This window comes from Alicyclobacillus fructus (assembly GCF_017329605.1).
Lineage (GTDB): Bacteria > Bacillota > Bacilli > Alicyclobacillales > Alicyclobacillaceae > Alicyclobacillus > Alicyclobacillus fructus.
In genome coordinates this window covers 12,809-28,857 of sequence record NZ_JAFMTY010000018.1, presented here as the reverse complement: position 1 = coordinate 28,857, position 16,049 = coordinate 12,809, and the positions used below count along the sequence as shown (strand labels likewise).

At 61.3% G+C, this 16,049-nt stretch carries 15 protein-coding genes; 3 read left to right on the top strand and 12 right to left on the bottom strand.

What is annotated here, in order from left to right; genetic code table 11:
- Window positions 1-21: 21 nt before the first annotated feature.
- The 8 genes from ilvD to J3481_RS09975 form a co-directional block, all read right to left on the bottom strand.
- On the bottom strand, window positions 22-1,695 hold the full coding sequence (gene ilvD / locus J3481_RS10010) for a dihydroxy-acid dehydratase (RefSeq protein WP_206831898.1): 1,674 nt from the start codon (window positions 1,693-1,695) through the stop codon (window positions 22-24).
- Window positions 1,696-1,853: 158 nt separating this feature from the next.
- The gene (gene ilvE, locus J3481_RS10005; protein ID WP_206831897.1) at window positions 1,854-2,741 is read right to left on the bottom strand and encodes a branched-chain-amino-acid transaminase; all 888 of its coding nucleotides are present in this window, start codon (window positions 2,739-2,741) and stop codon (window positions 1,854-1,856) included.
- A gap of 301 nt (window positions 2,742-3,042) precedes the next feature.
- The gene (locus J3481_RS10000; RefSeq protein WP_206831896.1) at window positions 3,043-4,332 is read right to left on the bottom strand and encodes a homoserine dehydrogenase; all 1,290 of its coding nucleotides are present in this window, start codon (window positions 4,330-4,332) and stop codon (window positions 3,043-3,045) included.
- 102 nt (window positions 4,333-4,434) lie between these two features.
- The gene (locus J3481_RS09995) at window positions 4,435-5,394 is read right to left on the bottom strand and encodes a carbohydrate kinase family protein (protein WP_206831895.1); all 960 of its coding nucleotides are present in this window, start codon (window positions 5,392-5,394) and stop codon (window positions 4,435-4,437) included.
- 38 nt (window positions 5,395-5,432) lie between these two features.
- A complete protein-coding gene (locus tag J3481_RS09990; protein WP_206831894.1) occupies window positions 5,433-6,263 on the bottom strand; it encodes a carbohydrate ABC transporter permease in 831 nt (276 codons plus the stop codon).
- Window positions 6,260-7,207 (bottom strand): carbohydrate ABC transporter permease, encoded by a 948-nt coding sequence (locus J3481_RS09985; protein WP_206831893.1) that lies wholly within the window; start codon window positions 7,205-7,207, stop codon window positions 6,260-6,262. The genes J3481_RS09990 and J3481_RS09985 overlap by 4 nt, the downstream gene beginning before the upstream one ends.
- Before the next feature lie 100 nt (window positions 7,208-7,307).
- On the bottom strand, window positions 7,308-8,708 hold the full coding sequence (locus J3481_RS09980; RefSeq protein WP_206831892.1) for an ABC transporter substrate-binding protein: 1,401 nt from the start codon (window positions 8,706-8,708) through the stop codon (window positions 7,308-7,310).
- Between the two features lie 45 nt (window positions 8,709-8,753).
- On the bottom strand, window positions 8,754-9,776 hold the full coding sequence (locus J3481_RS09975; RefSeq protein ID WP_206831891.1) for a LacI family DNA-binding transcriptional regulator: 1,023 nt from the start codon (window positions 9,774-9,776) through the stop codon (window positions 8,754-8,756).
- 269 nt (window positions 9,777-10,045) lie between these two features.
- On the opposite strand from J3481_RS09975, the gene J3481_RS09970 reads away from it, so the two are divergent.
- From J3481_RS09970 to J3481_RS09960, 3 genes are read left to right on the top strand one after another with little or no spacing between them, the layout of a single operon-like run.
- Entirely contained in the window at window positions 10,046-11,110 is a 1,065-nt protein-coding gene (locus J3481_RS09970) for a substrate-binding domain-containing protein (RefSeq protein ID WP_236011522.1), read from the top strand.
- A gap of 10 nt (window positions 11,111-11,120) precedes the next feature.
- Window positions 11,121-12,146: an extracellular solute-binding protein gene (locus J3481_RS09965; RefSeq protein WP_206831889.1), complete on the top strand. Its 1,026-nt coding sequence runs from the start codon at window positions 11,121-11,123 to the stop codon at window positions 12,144-12,146.
- A gap of 4 nt (window positions 12,147-12,150) precedes the next feature.
- On the top strand, window positions 12,151-12,936 hold the full coding sequence (locus J3481_RS09960; protein WP_206831888.1) for an ABC transporter permease subunit: 786 nt from the start codon (window positions 12,151-12,153) through the stop codon (window positions 12,934-12,936).
- A 72-nt stretch (window positions 12,937-13,008) separates the two neighbouring features.
- On the opposite strand, the gene J3481_RS09955 is transcribed toward J3481_RS09960, so the two are convergent.
- The 4 genes from J3481_RS09955 to J3481_RS09940 form a co-directional block, all read right to left on the bottom strand.
- Complete coding sequence (locus J3481_RS09955; RefSeq protein ID WP_206831887.1) at window positions 13,009-13,662, bottom strand: peroxiredoxin; 654 nt, start codon at window positions 13,660-13,662, stop codon at window positions 13,009-13,011.
- A gap of 97 nt (window positions 13,663-13,759) precedes the next feature.
- Window positions 13,760-14,053 carry an Rrf2 family transcriptional regulator gene (locus J3481_RS09950; RefSeq protein ID WP_328702098.1) on the bottom strand — a complete coding sequence of 98 codons (294 nt, stop codon included), beginning with the start codon at window positions 14,051-14,053 and terminating at the stop codon, window positions 13,760-13,762.
- A gap of 39 nt (window positions 14,054-14,092) precedes the next feature.
- Window positions 14,093-14,608 carry a DUF1722 domain-containing protein gene (locus tag J3481_RS09945; protein ID WP_206831886.1) on the bottom strand — a complete coding sequence of 172 codons (516 nt, stop codon included), beginning with the start codon at window positions 14,606-14,608 and terminating at the stop codon, window positions 14,093-14,095.
- Window positions 14,609-14,639: 31 nt separating this feature from the next.
- Window positions 14,640-15,932, bottom strand: a complete 1,293-nt coding sequence (locus J3481_RS09940; protein WP_206831885.1) for a glycosyl hydrolase family 18 protein — start codon at window positions 15,930-15,932, stop codon at window positions 14,640-14,642.
- Window positions 15,933-16,049: the final 117 nt, after the last annotated feature.

Below are 16,049 nucleotides of genomic sequence, written 5' to 3'. Positions count from 1 at the left end.
TCCTCCTCTCCACAAGGGTTCTCATGCGTCCACCGTCAACACGGCGCCGGTGTTCGCCGACGTGACCAGTTTCTGATATCGCGCGAGGTAGCCCGTGAGTTTCTCCTTGGCGGGCGGTTGGTATCTCGCGCGCCGCGCGGCCAGTTCCTCGTCAGACACCTTCAGGGTGATGGAGCGGTTCGGGATGTCGATCTCGATCTCGTCCCCATCTTCAATCAGTGCAATCGGTCCGCCCACGCCAGCCTCGGGTGAGATGTGGCCCACGCAGATCCCGCGCGTGGCTCCCGAGAATCGCCCGTCGGTGATCAGGGCGACTTCGCGGCCCAGGCCTCTTCCGACGATGGATGACGTGGGGGCGAGCATCTCCGGCATGCCGGGGCCGCCTTTTGGCCCTTCGTAGCGGATGACGACGACGTGCCCCGGCTGCACCTTGCCGCTGTTGATGCCTTCCATGGCCTCATCCTGCGAATTGAAGCAGATGGCGCGCCCGACAAAGCGCTGAATGTCGGGATCGACCGCGCCGACTTTCAGAACCGCCCCGTCCGGTGCGAGGTTGCCAAACAAGATGGACAGGCCGCCCTCCCGGCTGTATGGATTGGACGCCGGGCGAATGACGCGCTCATCGAGAATCTTCGCGTCTTTCACCTGCTCGTAGAGCGTCTTGCCCGTCACGGTGATCCGATCGGGATGGACCGCGTCGGTATGTTCACACAGCTCGCGAATGATGGCCGACACGCCGCCCGCGCGGTGCACGTCCTGGATGCTGTACTCGGAGGCAGGGCTGATTTTTGCGAGATACGGAACTCGTTTGGCGATTTCGTTAATATCGCTGAGGGAATAGTCGATGCCCGCCTCGTGCGCGATGGCCATCAAATGCAGGACCGTATTGGTCGATCCGCCCATGGCCATGTCCAAGGCGAATGCGTCGTCAATCGCTTCGCGGGTGATGATGTCGCGCGGACGAATATCCTGTTCCACCATGCGGATGAGATGTTTCGCGGCCTCGTAGATGAGCTCGTGCCGCTCTTTCGACGTGGCCACGAGCGTGCCATTGCCGGGAAGCGCAATGCCAAGCATCTCCATGATGCAGTTCATCGAATTCGCGGTGAACATGCCGGAACACGATCCGCATGTGGGACATGCGTTGCGCTCGAGATCGAGCAAATCCTCTTCGGAGATCTGCCCGCTCATGTACTGGCCCACGCCTTCAAACACCGAGCTCAGGGAGAGCGGACGCCCGGTGCGCGACCGCCCTGCCTCCATGGGGCCACCAGACACAAACACCGCAGGCACATTGCACCGAACGGCCGCCATGAGCATGCCTGGGGTGATCTTGTCGCAGTTCGGGATGAAAAAGACGCCGTCGAACCAGTGAGCGTTGATCATCGTCTCTGCGGAATCCGCGATGAGTTCGCGGCTCGCCAGCGAATACCGCATGCCGATGTGGCCCATGGCGATGCCGTCGTCCACCCCGATGGTGTTGAACTCGAACGGAACGCCGCCGGCCTGGCGAATGGCATCTTTCACAACTTCCGCAAATTCGCGGAGATGCACGTGACCCGGGACGATATCGACGTACGAGTTACACACGCCGATAAACGGCTTGCTCAGATCCCGGGGTTTGACACCCGTGGCATAGAGCAGAGCCCTGTGAGGCGCTCGGTCCACGCCCTTCTTGATCATGTCGCTTCTCATCTTCGCCACTCCTCGCAAAACCTTCGCTATCTCTTTCTGTCTTTTCTGTTCCGCCCATCTCGCATGGCCTTTGACCCGCGTTGGCCGAGGGCTTCTCCATCCGAAGATGCCCAGGACCGGGCCACTCAAGGCGTGGCCGCCATCCTGCGCGTGCGGCGTCAGACGCGAGCCTTCTCGATCCGCACGCCGTCCGCCCGCACGATTTCCTGAAATGCGGCATGAACCCGCTGCGTCACGCGCCCGGGAACGCCCTGGCCGATGACGCGCCTGTCGACGCCCACGACGGGCACGATTTCGGCGGCGGTGCCCGTCAAAAAGACCTCATCCGCCACGTACACGTCGTGTTGCGTGAAGGGTTCCTGCCTGACCTCAAGGCCGAGCGACGGCGCCAAGTCGATGACCGCCTGGCGCGTGATGCCCTCAAGCGCGCCGAGATAAGCTGGCGGCGTGATCAGCACACCGTCGCGCACGAGGAAGATGTTCTCACCGGATCCTTCGACGACATATCCCTCGTGGTTCAGCACGATGGCTTCGTTCGCGCCTGCGTGAATGGCTTCCATCTTAATCAGAATATTGTTGAGATAATTGAGAGACTTGATCTTCGGATTCAGCACGTCGCCGCGCATCCGCCGGGTCGCGGCCGTGATGGCCTGAATTCCTTCTTCATACAGTTCCTTCGGGAACAGCGACAGTTGCTGCGCGATGATGAATACGCGCGCCTTTGTGCAGTTGTATGGATTCAGCCCCAGGTCGCCGCTGCCGCGCGTGACCACGAGGCGGATGTACGCCGAGGATAGACCATTTCGCCGTACGGTCTCGCATACCAGGCCGATCATCTCTTCCTGGGTGTAGGGGATGTCGAGGAGAATCGACTTTGCCGAACGGTAAAGCCGCTCGATGTGCGGCTTGAGGCGAAAGACATTCCCGTCGTATGCGCGAATGCCTTCAAAGACGCCGTCGCCGTACAGCAGGCCGTGATCAAACACCGACACGCTCGCTGCGTCGCTCGAGACGAATTCGCCGTCAAGAAACACCTGTGATGCCACGTCCAACGCCCCTCTCTCGCCCAGCCGGCGAGTTTCTCTCTCGCGTGTCCTCATGGGTTGGCAAAGATCGATTGACGAAATATTCCGTCAAAATGAGACCGCCAACTCAAGTGCCTGAAGCACTCGAATTGTCACGCGAATTGGATGACTTGCTCGTCATTGTAGTACGCCCGGCCCAAACTGTCAATTGCCGAACGCCCCACCCAAAACATGAAAACGGTTGCAATATCATTTTGAAGAGGCCTTCGATGCGGAACCATCGGGAAACATGAGGCGGGTGCCCAGGCACCCGCTCACTCGTTCACTCGCTCACCGGCTCGACCGGCATCACGGCTTCCACTGCGATATTCGGCATCGACCGAAGCCTCGTGGCGACTTCGTGCGCCAGTTTCCCTGGAATTTCATGCGAAACGATGACGATCTCGGCCTGCCCGCCCGCAACGCGTTTCTGCAAAACCGTCTCCATGCTCACGCGCAGTTCACCGAACAAATGCGCGACTTGCGCAAACACGCCGGGCTGGTCGGCGGCCATGAGGCGAAAGTAGAACTTGTAGAGATCATCCTCGAAGTCCACCACGGGCTTGCGGCTGCCCGCGAGCGCGTACGGCCAGCTCGTGATCACGCCAAGCTTCAAATTGCGGACGAGCGCAATGATGTCGCCGACCACGGCGCTCGCCGTCGGCATTCGACCGGCCCCGCGCCCGAAGAACATGAGATCCCCCGCCGCGTCGCCGCGGACAAACAGCGCGTTGAACGCGTCGGACACGTGCGCCAACGGATGACTCTTGGGAATCAGCGTGGGGCGCACCGAAAGGGACAGCCGCCCGTTGCGATCCCGACCATCCGCCAAGAGTTTGATGACGTATCCGGCCTCATCCGCGTAGCGGACGTCGCTTGCGGTCACGTGCCGAATGCCTTCGACGCGCACGTCCGACAGATGGACTTCCGTGTGAAACGCAATCGAAGCTAAAATGACGAGCTTGCGCGCCGCGTCCAGGCCGTCCACGTCACTCGACGGATCGGCCTCCGCATAGCCCAACTCCTGGGCAAGCGCAAGCGCCTCGTCGAAGTCCAAACCTTCCTCGGTCATCTTCGAGAGGATGAAATTCGTGGTTCCGTTGATGATACCCTTCAGATCCGTGACCTCATTTGCCGTGAGGTTCTCTTGCAGCGGCCCCAGCAAAGGGATGGCGCCGCCCACAGACGCCTCAAACAGGATGCTCACGCCGTTGGCCGCGGCCGTCTGCAGGATCTCGGGGCCATGAAGCGCAATGAGGTCCTTGTTGGCCGTGACGACATGCTTCTTGCGCGCCAAGGCTTCCAAGATATACGTCCGCGCGGGTTCGATCCCGCCGATGGTCTCCACGACGATCTGAATGTCCGGATCGCCCAGAATGTCTTCGGCGGAAGTGGTCAGCTCTTCATGCACGAACTGGACGCCGCGGTCCTTGTGCAGGTCACGCACGAGGATCTTGCGAATCACAGGGCGCAGGCCGGTCATGTCGGCCACGCGATCCGCCCTTCTGCGCACCAGCGATACCACGCCTGCGCCTACGGTGCCACACCCCAAGAGGCCAATGGGTATCTGCATCTGCCAAGCATCCTCCCTGACTCTGTCGCCGGTGCCCCAGAGGAGCCTCGCCTGACGTTTCTGGACATTTTGCTCCTTTATACCTTCTCTCTCACCGGCGTGTCAAGCAGGCATATGTTCCAAAATGTCGGAAAGCGTCGGCAGGGCGTCGATCGCGCCGCGGCGCGTGGCCGTGATGGCGCCGGCGACGTTGGCAAACCGGAGGGCGGAGGTCCAAAAATCGTCTTCGTGAACGCGGTGCCGGACCACCGGGGGATCCGCGTCCCGCGTCAACTGGTACAGGAGGGCGCCGAAAAACGCGTCGCCCGCAGCGGTCGTGTCCACAGCGTCCACCTGGATGGAGGGGATGTGGCGGCATGCGCCGTCGATCACGACGAGCGAGCCGTCGCGGCCGAGCGTCCCGAGGAAGCGCGTTTGCGGGAATTCTTTGGCCAACTGGAGCAGGGCCTCGTCCGGGTTGTGCGTCCCGGTCAGAAGGCGAAGCTCTTCGTCCGAGCTTTTCACCACGTCCGCACGAGCGATGATCCGCAGCGCCTGCTCCACCGCGTCGCTCGCCCGCTCCCACAGCGCGGGGCGATAGTTCACGTCGAACGTCACCACCCGCCCGTGCTCGCGGGCGAGATCGAGCGCGCGGAAGACCGCAGACCGGGCGGGTTCGTGAGACAGGGCGAGCGAGCCGATGTGCACGACCTTCGCCTCTTCGAACCACGATGGCTGCAAATGGCCCGGCGCGAGCTGAGTGTCGGCGCCAGGATGGCGATCGAACGAGAACGAGCGCTCGCCGTCCGCCCCGATTCGGACAAACGCCAGCGTCGTGCGCGCAGGGACGCGAACCACACCGCTGTCGTCCACGCCCACCGCCCGAAGCGCGCTGCACACAAAGTCGCCGAAGGCGTCGTCTCCCACGCCCGCGACCATCCTGGACCGACCACCCAGCCGGGCCACGGCGGCGAGCACATTCGCCGGCGCGCCGCCTGCAGAACCGAACATTTGGGGCACGCCGCCCGCGCTGACCACGCTAAAATCGATCAACACTTCTCCAATGCCCAACACGTCCAACATCGCAAGCCCCCTCATCGCCGGCGCTGGATACGGCCAAGTTAGCCTTTAACCGCGCCCTGCGTCAAGCCGGACACGATCCAGCGGCGGAAGATGATGACGAGAACGATGATAGGAACAATGGAGACGACCGATCCGGCGAAAATGGTACCGTACGGCACCGTGTACTGGCCGCTGAACAGCGCGATCCCGACGGGAATGGTGCGCATGGTGTTATCGGGATTGAAGACGAGGGCCATGAAGAACTCCGTCCAGCACGCCACGAACGTGAACACGGCAGCGGTGAAGAGCCCCGGCGTGGTGAGCGGAAGGAAAATCCGCCAGTAGGACATGAAGACGGACGCCCCGTCGATTTTCGCCGCTTCGAAGAGAGCTCCCGGCACCTGCAAAAAGTAATTGCGCAGGATCCAAATGGCGAAAGGCAGATTGAACGCCGTATACGGAATGATGAGCGCTTGATACGAGTCGAGCCAACCCACGTCGCGAAGCAGCATGTAGAGCGGCGTGATCACGACAAGCGGTGGAAACACCGAGATGATGAGCAAGAAGATCAGCATCGGCTGCTTTCCCTTGAGCGGAAGGCGCGCGATGGCAAACCCAGCCATGGAACCGAACACGAGCACGAAAAAGGTCGACGCGATGGACACAATCACGCTGTTCAGGACATACCGTCCAAAGTGAAACTGGCCGAAGGCCTCTTCATAGTGCGAAAGCGTCCAATGATGCGGGAAGTAGGCGGGCGGATAAGCGCTGATGTCGGAATTGGGCTCGAACGACGTGACAAACATCCAGTAAAATGGAAGCAAGATCACGACGAGAAAGAAGATGAGCACGACATAGCCAATGACGCGTTGATAGAGCGGTTTCCTCATTGCGCTTCCTCCCCGACCATCCCGCGAAAGGCGGACAGGAATATGAGACAAGCCCCGAGAATCAGAATCACCGTGCTGACAGCCACGGCGGCACCCAACCCGAAGTGGAGATTGGTGAACAGCGTCTCTTCACCAAGCATCGCGAGGGACGTCGTCGTCGATCCGGGTCCGCCCTGCGTCAGCACGAACGGCAGGTCAAAGACGCCGAACGCTTGGAGGATGCGAAACAGCCCTGCAATGGCGATGCTTCCCCGCAACTGAGGAAACGTGACGTTCCAAAACACCTGCCACCCATTCGCGCCGTCGATACGAGCCGCCTCATAATAATCCTTGGGAATCATCTGCAAACCGCTCAGCAGAATGATGACCACGAACGGCGTCGTTTTCCAAATATCTGCGGCCATGAGCGCGATCACGGCCGTCACTGGTTCGCCCGTCCAGTTGATTGGATTGTGAATGAGCCCGAGCCCCTGCAGGATGGCGTTCAGCACGCCGTATACGCCGTTATAGATGTAACTCCACATCTCCGCAGAAATGACCGTGATGAGCGACCACGGAATCAACATCACCACGACCGAGACGCTCTTCAGCTTCTCGACATTCTGAATGGCAAGGGCGATGAGCAAACCCAAAAACAGCTCGATCGCGACTGTGACAATCGAGTAATACACCGTGAACCAGACGCTGTGCCAAAACAGCGGGGCCGAGTACACGTCGACGTAGTTCTGAATGCCATTGAACGTAAACTGAAATCCGTTTTGAGTCAGTTGGATGTCGTTAAAACTCATCCAAATCGAATACAAGATAGGAAAAATCGTAACCGCCAGAATGACGATACCAGCCGGAATCAGCATCCCGAGACCCGCACGGACATCGTGTCGCACCACGCTCGACCGACCGCCTGCCGACCTGGTCCAGTCACGCTCTTCCATCGCCGTTGACATGCGCACTCGCCTCCCTTCCATTTGCGCATCCTCGTTCCGACCCGTTTGAGCATGGGAATAGGCTATGGGCGGGCGGCCATGCGCCCGCCCATAGCTCGGATCAGAGACCGCCCGAGCCGCTGCCGCTCAGAGCCTGCTGGATCTGCTGGTTCGCGTTTTGAAGCGCCTTCGTCACAGACACGCTTCCTGCCAAAGCCGCATTCACGTTGTCGTAAATGGCCTTGGACACCGATGGATAGTTCGGCGTCTGTGCCGGACGCGAGACGAACTTCACCTGCGGCAACAGCGCAAACACGGGGCTGTACTTGGCGAGCGACGGGCTGTCCGCCACGGCCTTGATGGTCGGCATCTCCGAGTTCGCCGCCAGAATTTCCTGTGCCTGAGGGCTCGTCATCCAGTCGATGAACTGAAGCGCGGCCGCCAGGTTCTTGGTGTGCGGATTCAAATAGAGATCCCATCCACCGACGGTGCTGTACCCGCTGGTGCCGTGCCCGGCAAACGTCGGCAGTGGCGCAACGCCCACCTTGCCCACAACCCTGGAGCTCGCTGGATTCTGAGAATCCGACCAGGCGTACGACCAGTTCCTCAGGAACACCGCATTCCCTTGCGTGAACACGTTCTCCGATTGCGGCTCCTGGAAGGTGTCGACCGATTGCGGTGTCACGCCAGACGTGATCAGCCCGCGCATGAAGGACAAAGCCTGCTTGGCGGCGGCCGTGTTCAGACTGGCCTTGCCGTTCGTCAGCACGCTGCCACCCGCGTCTGCGAGATACTCGTCAAAGTCGCACGTGAGACCTTCGTAATCGGCGCCCTGCCAGACGAACCCGTACTTCGCTCCGCCATGTTTCACGATGTAAGAGGCTTCCGACTCCAGCTGCTCCCAAGTCTTCGGCACAGGCAGGTGATATTTCGCCAACAGGTCCTTGCGGTAATACAGGAATGCCGTGTCGGCGAACAGCGGCGCGGCGTAGACCTTGCCGTTGTAGGTCGCGCCTTGCACGAGTCCGTTCGAAAACCGCGCCCAGAAAGACGTGGGCAGGTAGTCCGAAAGCGGAGCCGCCAGCTGGCTGTGCGCAAACTGCGCCGGCCAGATCACGTCGCCCATGTACACGTCAGGCGTGGACGATCCGCCGCTGATGGACGCCGTCAGGTCGGCGCGGTTCGTATCCGTATTCGAAGGTTGCACCTGCAGCTTGATTTTGATCTTTGGGTATTTCTTCTCAAACGCGGAGACCAACTCACTCGCCGTCGGCCCCGTCGTGAACGACTCGGCCCAAACAATGGTTCCGGAGGCGTTCTTGTAGTTCACGAGATGCGTCGGTTTTGCAATCCGCACCCCAGCGACGCTCACCATTGTGTTCGATGTTTCCACGGTCGATGCGCTACCGTTCGTGTTGGCCGTCGATCCCGAGTTGGTCGGTTGCCCGCAACCCACCACGAGCGCCGCAGTCGCGGAACTCGCCACGGCCAGGCTCGTCCAACGCTTGACCTTGTTCTTCATCTGCACATCCCCCCACAATGTCTTCAGTTCGTGCAGGCGAACACTTCAACAGATGGAACGCACCGATTCGCGCTCCACCAGGCGATGAGGCAACAGGTAATCCCCGATCTCGGAAGGAGACGGAGGCTGTGAAGCCGCGCGGATCAACCACTTGACAGCTTCTTCACCGATTTCGAGAAACGGTTGAGCGACGGTGGTCAGCCTCGGCGTGACCATCCGCGCGATGGGCAGATCGTCAAAGCCCATCACGGAGATATCGTCGGGCACCCGATAGCCGTGGTCATTCAAACAGCGAATGGCTCCGAGTGCCATTTCATCCGACGCGGTGCACACCGCCGTGAACGGCACGTCGTGAATCCGCTCAAGCAAGCGCTGCATGGCCTGATAGCCATCGTCGAAACGGTATTGGCCAAACTCCACGCGCGCATCGCAATACTCGATCCCGAAATGGCGCAAGCCTTCCCGGTAGCCTTCCAGACGGAGTTCGCCAGTCCTGTCGTCCCACAGCTTGCCAGCGATCATCGCAATCTGCCGGTGTCCTCTCGACACCAGGTACGCCACGACGTCGAACATCGCGCGCACTTCATCGATGCGGAACGCGGTTAAAGGCGTCTTGGCCACGCTCTGAGTGAGGGTCAATACCACCGGAACGTTCAGGCGCTGAAGGATGGGATCGTAATCCTCGGTCACCAGTTTGCTGGTGAAGATGATGCCCGACACCTGATACCCGCTGAGGATGGAGAATCCCTCAAACGCCCGTTCGCGCGAATGCTCGGAGTCGTACAGGAGCACCTTCATGCCGTGCTGTTGGCTGGCGCGATCGATCCCTTTGTAGAGCTCATTGAAAAAGAAATCGGTGATGCCAGGCACGATGAGACCCAGCGTATCGCTTCTCCGCGCCGACAGCCCCCGGGCGATGGCGCTCGGCTGGTAGGACATCTCCTCCATCGCCTTTCGAACCCGCTCCAGCGTTTCGGGATCGACCAAGTCCGGTCGATTGAGCGCGCGGGAAACGGTCGCAGCCGACACCCCCGCCGCCTTCGCGACGTCGCGGATGGTCGCTCGCAAGCTCGCTCACCTCCTTGTGCAACAGTTTCATAAAACGGTTACACAAACTTGAACACCGACATCATACGAGAACTCTCTCGCGATGTCAACGCTTTCATTGTTGACATGAATGATTTTCATTTGAATTCCCTCTTATGCGCCTTCCCCCTCCCCCGCGCCGCTGACCTCGCCGCCGAGGTGAAGCCGACGGGACTGCAGGACAAAAAATTCTTTCATCCTCACGCCAAATGAGCTATCTTGAAAGTATCCTTTCAAGGCAGGCGATCCTCATGAAATTCCCAAATGCCGTGAAGCCCCTTCGCGAACTCGCGGGCATGAGCCGATCTGAACTCGCCCGCCGGGTGGGGATCACGCCACAAGCATTGGGCCTCATTGAACAGGGGAAAGTCAGTCCGTCGACGCATATCGCCTTGCGCCTTGCCAAAGCGCTTTGCACCACGGTGGAGTCGCTCTTTGATCCGGAACAAGGAGCGCCGCTCGACCTTGGCGCGGATCGTTTGCGCAGGGAACGCTTGGCGCTCGCGGAGATCGCGGGCGTCCGCGTGGCGAGATCGCTCGTGGACTCGGCTCAACCTGTTCCTTCAGACGGCTTGCGCGACGAGAGCGGACGCACGGACTGGATGACCCCCTTTGACGGCAAGATGGCGCGCGTCTTCCTGTCGGGGTGCGATCCAGCGCTCTCGCTGCTGGCCGCCTGGGTGAATCGCCTGAGCCGCGCGTGCGAAGCGGTCCACTTTCTCGCGACCAACCGGGACGCCATTGCGGAATTGGAGTCCGGGACGACCCACATCGCAAGCGTCCACGGGACGCTCGACGAGGTCCGCGCGCTCGCGAAGGGAAAGGAATGGGACATTGTGTCCTTGGCGCGATCGCGCATGGGCTGGGTCGTTTCGCGTCACAATCCGAAGCGGTGGCAGGTGGAGGCAGGCTTTCGCGATGCGCACCCGCGCCTCGTCAACCGGCCGAGCGGCGCTGGGGCCCGCGCGCTCGTGGACGAAGCGCTTCGCCGCGAGGGTGTGTCACCGGAGGAGGTCGACGGCTACGACATCGAGGCGAAGACGCACCACGAGGTGGTCCGGGCCGTGGCGTTCGGCGGCGCGGATGTCGGCATCGCCCACGAAGCTGCCGCGACGGAAGAAGTCGCCTTCCTGCCCATCCGCGAAGAGACGACCTGGCTCGTCATTCCGCGCGCCAACGAAAATCACCCCGGCGTGCAGCAAGTGCTTCTTCTATTGCAGTCCGACCGGTTCCGGCGCGATCTCGCCGCCTATGGCCCCTACGACGTCGCCTTGACAGGCGCACCGGTGAGCGCGGAACCGAATCGATTGACCTAGGGGGATGGAGATGCGATTTCCGACGCGTTCCACAGTGGGCGGCTTGCTCGCCGCCCTGATTGCAACGGCCACAGGATGCGGAACGGTGCCGCAGGCCCAACAGGCCACAAACACGGGCGCGGCTTCGACCGCCTCCAAGGCCGTACCGCTGTCCGTGCTGTATGCAGGGTCCATGACGCACGTGATGGAGCAGGTCATCCGGCCGCGCGTGGATCAGGCTCTGCATGTCGACTTTCAAGGCGAAGGAGCTGGCTCGGCGGAGCTCGCACATATGATCACGTCGAAGCTCGCCAATCCCGACGTGTTCATCAGCGCCTCGCCGTCCGTCGATGTGAACGATCTCATGGGCCCATCCAACGGCTACGCGGCGCGCTGGTACGCCACACTCGCGACGGACGAACTGGTGATCGCCTATTCGCCGAAGAGCAAAGTGGCGAGCGAGTTCAAGCTCGCCGCAGAAGGCAAAATGCCTTGGTACAAGGTGCTCGAGATGCCCGGCGTCCGCTTCGGCAGGACCGATCCCAAGCTGGATCCGAAGGGCGTCAACACGATTCTCATGATGAAGTTGGCCGAAGCGTACTATCATCAGCCAAACCTCGAAAAGGCGATTCTCGGCAGCGACGAAAACCCGGCTCAGGTCTTTCCGGAGGAGGACCTGATCGCGCAACTCACGAGCGGACAGATGGATGCCGTGATCGCGTACAAACACGAAGCCATCGAGTGGCACGTGCCCTACATCACGTTGCCCAGCGCCATCAACTTGGGCGATCCGGCCTTGGCCAAGGCGTACGCCAAAGTGTCGTGGACGCCCGTGGGCGGCGGAAAAACGGTGAAGGGCGCACCCATCCTGTTCACCATCACCGTCCTCAGTCACGCGCCGCATCCTCAGCAGGCGGCGGCGTTTGTCCGCTACATGACCGTGGGCGAAGGCCATCAAATCCTGATGCAGGACGGGTTCACGCCGACGCCCATCCGGTTCTACGGCGATCTCCAGGCCGTCCCCGCCAGCCTGCGATCCCTGTCGGAGCGTTCGTGAACCGATGTGGCGCGGCCTGAGAACGTCAGCGCTGTACGCCGCGGGCGCCGTGTCCGTGGCGTATGCGCTGTGGCCAATGATTCGCCTCACCGCATCCGCACCGCCTGGAGCCGTGGCGGAGGCGTGGCGAAATCCCGAACTGCTGCAGGCGGCGGCGACGTCTGTCGTCAGCGCGGCCATCTCGACCGCGCTTTCTGTGGCGCTTGGCGTACCGGCGGCGTTTCTCCTTGTCCGCTTTCGGTTTCCTGGCAAGTGGCTGCTTGAAACGCTGCTCCTTTTGCCGCTCGTTCTCCCGCCCATCGTCGGCGGCGTGGCGCTCATGGACGTCTTTGGGCCCTACACGCCCATCGGCAGTTTCGCAGCGGCACACCACATGCCGCTCACGCAGTCTACGGCCGGGATCGTGCTGGCGCAGTGGTACGTGACGAGCCCATTTCTGGTCTTCACGTCGCGCGCGGGATTTGCAGAGGTTCCGAAGGAGTTGCACGAGGCGTTTCGACTCGAGGGAGCGGACGGATGGACGACCTTCTGGCGGCTGTACGTACCGCTTTCGTCCGGGGCCATTCTGGCGGGCGTGGCCTTGACGTTCGCACGCGCCCTGGGCGAATTTGGCGCGACCATGCTCATGGCGTACCATCCGTACAGCTTGCCCGTGTACATCTGGGTCCAGTTCACGGCGGGCGGCGTGCCGAGCATGCTGCCGATTGCGTCGGGGATTGCGATCGCGCTCGCAGTCGGCGTCGCAATCGCTCGCCTCATCGGCGCGAGGGGATTGTATCGCGGGACGTGACGCCCGATTCGGCGACAATGAAGGCGGGGCCGATCCGACGCTGCGGACGGCCCCGCGTTCGCCCCTTACCATTCAGACTTTCTTCAGGCGCAGATACCAGGTCTTGTACTCCAGCCCTTTGGCCGCAGCCTCTTCCTCGCTCTCGATGGCGTCCAGCGTCGCCGGCGCAGGCACCACCACCGGATCGCCAGGCTGCCAGTCGGCCGGGCAGGAAACACCGTTGCGATCCGCCGTCTGGAGCGCGTCGATCACGCGCAGGATCTCCGAGATGTTGCGTCCCACATTCATCGGATAGTAGATCATCGCGCGGAGAATGCCCTTGTCGTCGATGAAGAAGACGGTGCGCACCGTCGACGTGTTGTTGGCCGCCGGGTGGATCATGCCGTACAGGTTCGCGACCTTCATGTCGAGATCGGCGATGACCGGGAACGGAATTTTGACGCCAAATGCCTTCTCAAGGTCGTGAACCCAAGCCAAGTGAGATTGCACGCTGTCGATGGAGAGGCCGATGAGTTGAACATTGCGCTTCTCAAACTCCTCGTACCGGCGTGCGAAAGCGCCAAATTCCGTCGAGCAGACCGGCGTGAAGTCGGCCGGGTGAGAGAACAACACCACCCACTTCCCACGCAAGTCGCTCAGCTTGAGCTTCCCGTGCGTGGTATTCGCCTCGAAGTCCGGGGCCGGCTCGTTGAGGCGCGGCAGCGTGTGCACTTCGGACATGCGCATCTCTCCATTCTCCAACTTCGAATATCGGATTACTAAGTATACTGTACCACGGCTCGAACGCGGATACAAGCATGCTGTCCGCAAGTCTCTCCACATTTCATTTCTGCGCACGCGCTTTCGATCCTGCTGACCCTAAGGAGCCTGGAACACGGACGACGTCGCCGACGCGGATCGTTTCAGCCGGAACCGCGAGGCGCATGCCTCCGCCCCGCCCGCGCACGGTTTCCAGATAGCCCATCTGACCAAGGCGGTGCACCGCCTTGGTCAGATGATTGCGCGAGATCCCATAGACTCGCGCGATCTCGTCCACCTGCACCAGCCTTCCTTGCGGTTGATTCGCCGTGTAGATCAACACGCGCAGCGCGTAATCCGTGAACAACGTCAGATTCACGCCTTCACCTCCATGCAACAAACGCTCGGGCTTGTCCCATCATCCCTTTTCCGACGTTTGCCCCACAGGATGAATACGAATCCTCAGCTTCTCTGGATCGCTCGCCGCAAGCGCTTCCTCCGCATCGACCGCGATTTGGTACAACGTCCCTTGGTGGCGAAACGCGGCCTCATTCCACGGTTGGGCCCGAAACACGTAGGACGTCGCCAGATACAGCGGTCCGTCGCGGCGGACGCGATCGCCAAGTTCGGCGATCACGCCCGCCGGATCGTCCAGCACCTTTTGCGCAAGCCGTTGCCGGTCTTCGGGCGGCAGGCGGCGCTTCCAATACCCGAGCAGGTGATAGGCCGTATTGCGAAGCGCAGGAAGGGTCATCGGTTCTTGTTCCACACACTTCAACCGGTACAGCCATGCGCGAAGCGCGCGCTCGTCGCCACGCGCTTCGCGAAGCGAAGACGACAACTCGCCCACCCGCGCATAGTTTCGCGTCATGACCGCATACTTGGTATCACGCCACAGGGCTTCGCACCCTAGGTACAGCAGTGAAGGCGACACGTCGGTCTCTCCCGTCCCGATTTGCGAATACTCATACCTTCTCCAGCTTATACCCATCCTTCAGCAAATACCAGAGCTGCGGAAACTCGTTCCCCAAGACCCAGAGCGACACGCCGCGCAGGCCGAACGCGTCGACCAGCGCAAGCTTGACGGCTGCGCTCAGCGCATCGTCGAACCAAACCACGTGTTTCGTGCCGGCGGTTTCGTACTGGAAGTGGGGCGACGCCGCGGTCTGGTCCCAGTCGACAGGCACCCGCTCCGCGATGGCGAGATTCTGTGCGTCGTTGTTCGCAATGCTGCTCGCCCGCGTCCTGCCCTTGACATAGGGCAAGGGCCAATCGTAGCCGTAGAGCGACATCCCCATGAGGATCTTTTTCGGGTCGATCACGCCCGTCGCGTACTCGAGGACCTCCTTCACGCGATCGGCCGGCGCCACGGGCATCGGCGGGCCACCAACCCACCCCCATTCGTAGGTCATGAGCATGACGAAATCCACCGCGTCGCCCAATGCGGCGTAGTCGAACGCCCCCATCCAGGGCGCGTCCGGCTCATCTGACGACTTCGGACCGAGCGCAAGGGACACACTGTAACCGCGCGGGCGAAGCGCCGCTGCGAGCGCGCGGACAAACGCGGTGTATGCCTCGCGATCGCCCGGATGCATGTGCTCGAAATCGACGTTGATGCCCTGGTACCCCTTCTCTTCGCAAATGCGCACAGCTTGGTCGATCACGCGGCGCATCAGACTCGGAGAGTGGAGGATCGCGTGTGCCACATCCGGGCGAAACTGATTGCCGTTGAAGTTGGTGAGCGTGGCAAGCGGAGCGATCTGGAATTTCTTAGCCGCTGTCAGCATGGTCCTGTCCTTGGGAGGGTCGAGATCGCCCGTGGGTTGCACGCGATAGCTGAACGCGCAGACGTAGGTGAGGTCCGACACGTCCTGGAGAATGTTTGTGTCATTCTCGTTGCCCGAGGGCACAAGGTACGCGTTCACGACGATGGGAAACCTGTCGGTTCGCGTGCCGGGGATGTTGACCGTGGTGCCTGGCGGCAAGGCCCCTTGTGCGGACAGACCCGGGTTCCAGTTGGCGATCGCGTCGATTGAAACGCCGTAGCGCTGGGCCAAGCGGGTGAGCGTATCTCCGGGTCTCACCTCGTGGCGAATGACGTTGAGCGGCGGGCCCTTTGGGAGGAGAAGCGCAATGCCAGGCACGATCACGTCTTTGGAGGCCAGTTCGTTGTATCGCAACACATCCCGGAGCGAGACGCCGTACCTGGACGTGATGTCCTCGAGCGTTTCGCCGGGCTCCACGCGGTGAATGAGCATGAAGCAAACCTCCTCGCGGCTTATCACTCAAGCCTATGCGGGAGGTGCCTAGTCTTGTGCGGCAATCCTCCGATGAACCCTCACCGAAGGTGGCATGTCTCTTCTGTGTGAACCGGG

Excerpts from the sequence above, each read along its gene's own strand:
- ilvD (WP_206831898.1), bottom strand. The coding sequence starts at position 1,695 with ATGAGAAGCGACATGATCAAGAAGGGCGTGGACCGAGCGCCTCACAGG.
- J3481_RS10000 (WP_206831896.1), bottom strand. The coding sequence starts at position 4,332 with ATGCAGATACCCATTGGCCTCTTGGGGTGTGGCACCGTAGGCGCAGGC.
- J3481_RS09995 (WP_206831895.1), bottom strand. The coding sequence starts at position 5,394 with ATGTTGGACGTGTTGGGCATTGGAGAAGTGTTGATCGATTTTAGCGTG.
- J3481_RS09990 (WP_206831894.1), bottom strand. The coding sequence starts at position 6,263 with ATGAGGAAACCGCTCTATCAACGCGTCATTGGCTATGTCGTGCTCATC.
- J3481_RS09985 (WP_206831893.1), bottom strand. The coding sequence starts at position 7,207 with ATGTCAACGGCGATGGAAGAGCGTGACTGGACCAGGTCGGCAGGCGGT.
- J3481_RS09980 (WP_206831892.1), bottom strand. The coding sequence starts at position 8,708 with ATGAAGAACAAGGTCAAGCGTTGGACGAGCCTGGCCGTGGCGAGTTCC.
- J3481_RS09970 (WP_236011522.1), top strand. The coding sequence starts at position 10,046 with ATGAAATTCCCAAATGCCGTGAAGCCCCTTCGCGAACTCGCGGGCATG.
- J3481_RS09965 (WP_206831889.1), top strand. The coding sequence starts at position 11,121 with ATGCGATTTCCGACGCGTTCCACAGTGGGCGGCTTGCTCGCCGCCCTG.
- J3481_RS09960 (WP_206831888.1), top strand. The coding sequence starts at position 12,151 with ATGTGGCGCGGCCTGAGAACGTCAGCGCTGTACGCCGCGGGCGCCGTG.
- J3481_RS09955 (WP_206831887.1), bottom strand. The coding sequence starts at position 13,662 with ATGCGCATGTCCGAAGTGCACACGCTGCCGCGCCTCAACGAGCCGGCC.
- J3481_RS09940 (WP_206831885.1), bottom strand. The coding sequence starts at position 15,932 with ATGCTCATTCACCGCGTGGAGCCCGGCGAAACGCTCGAGGACATCACG.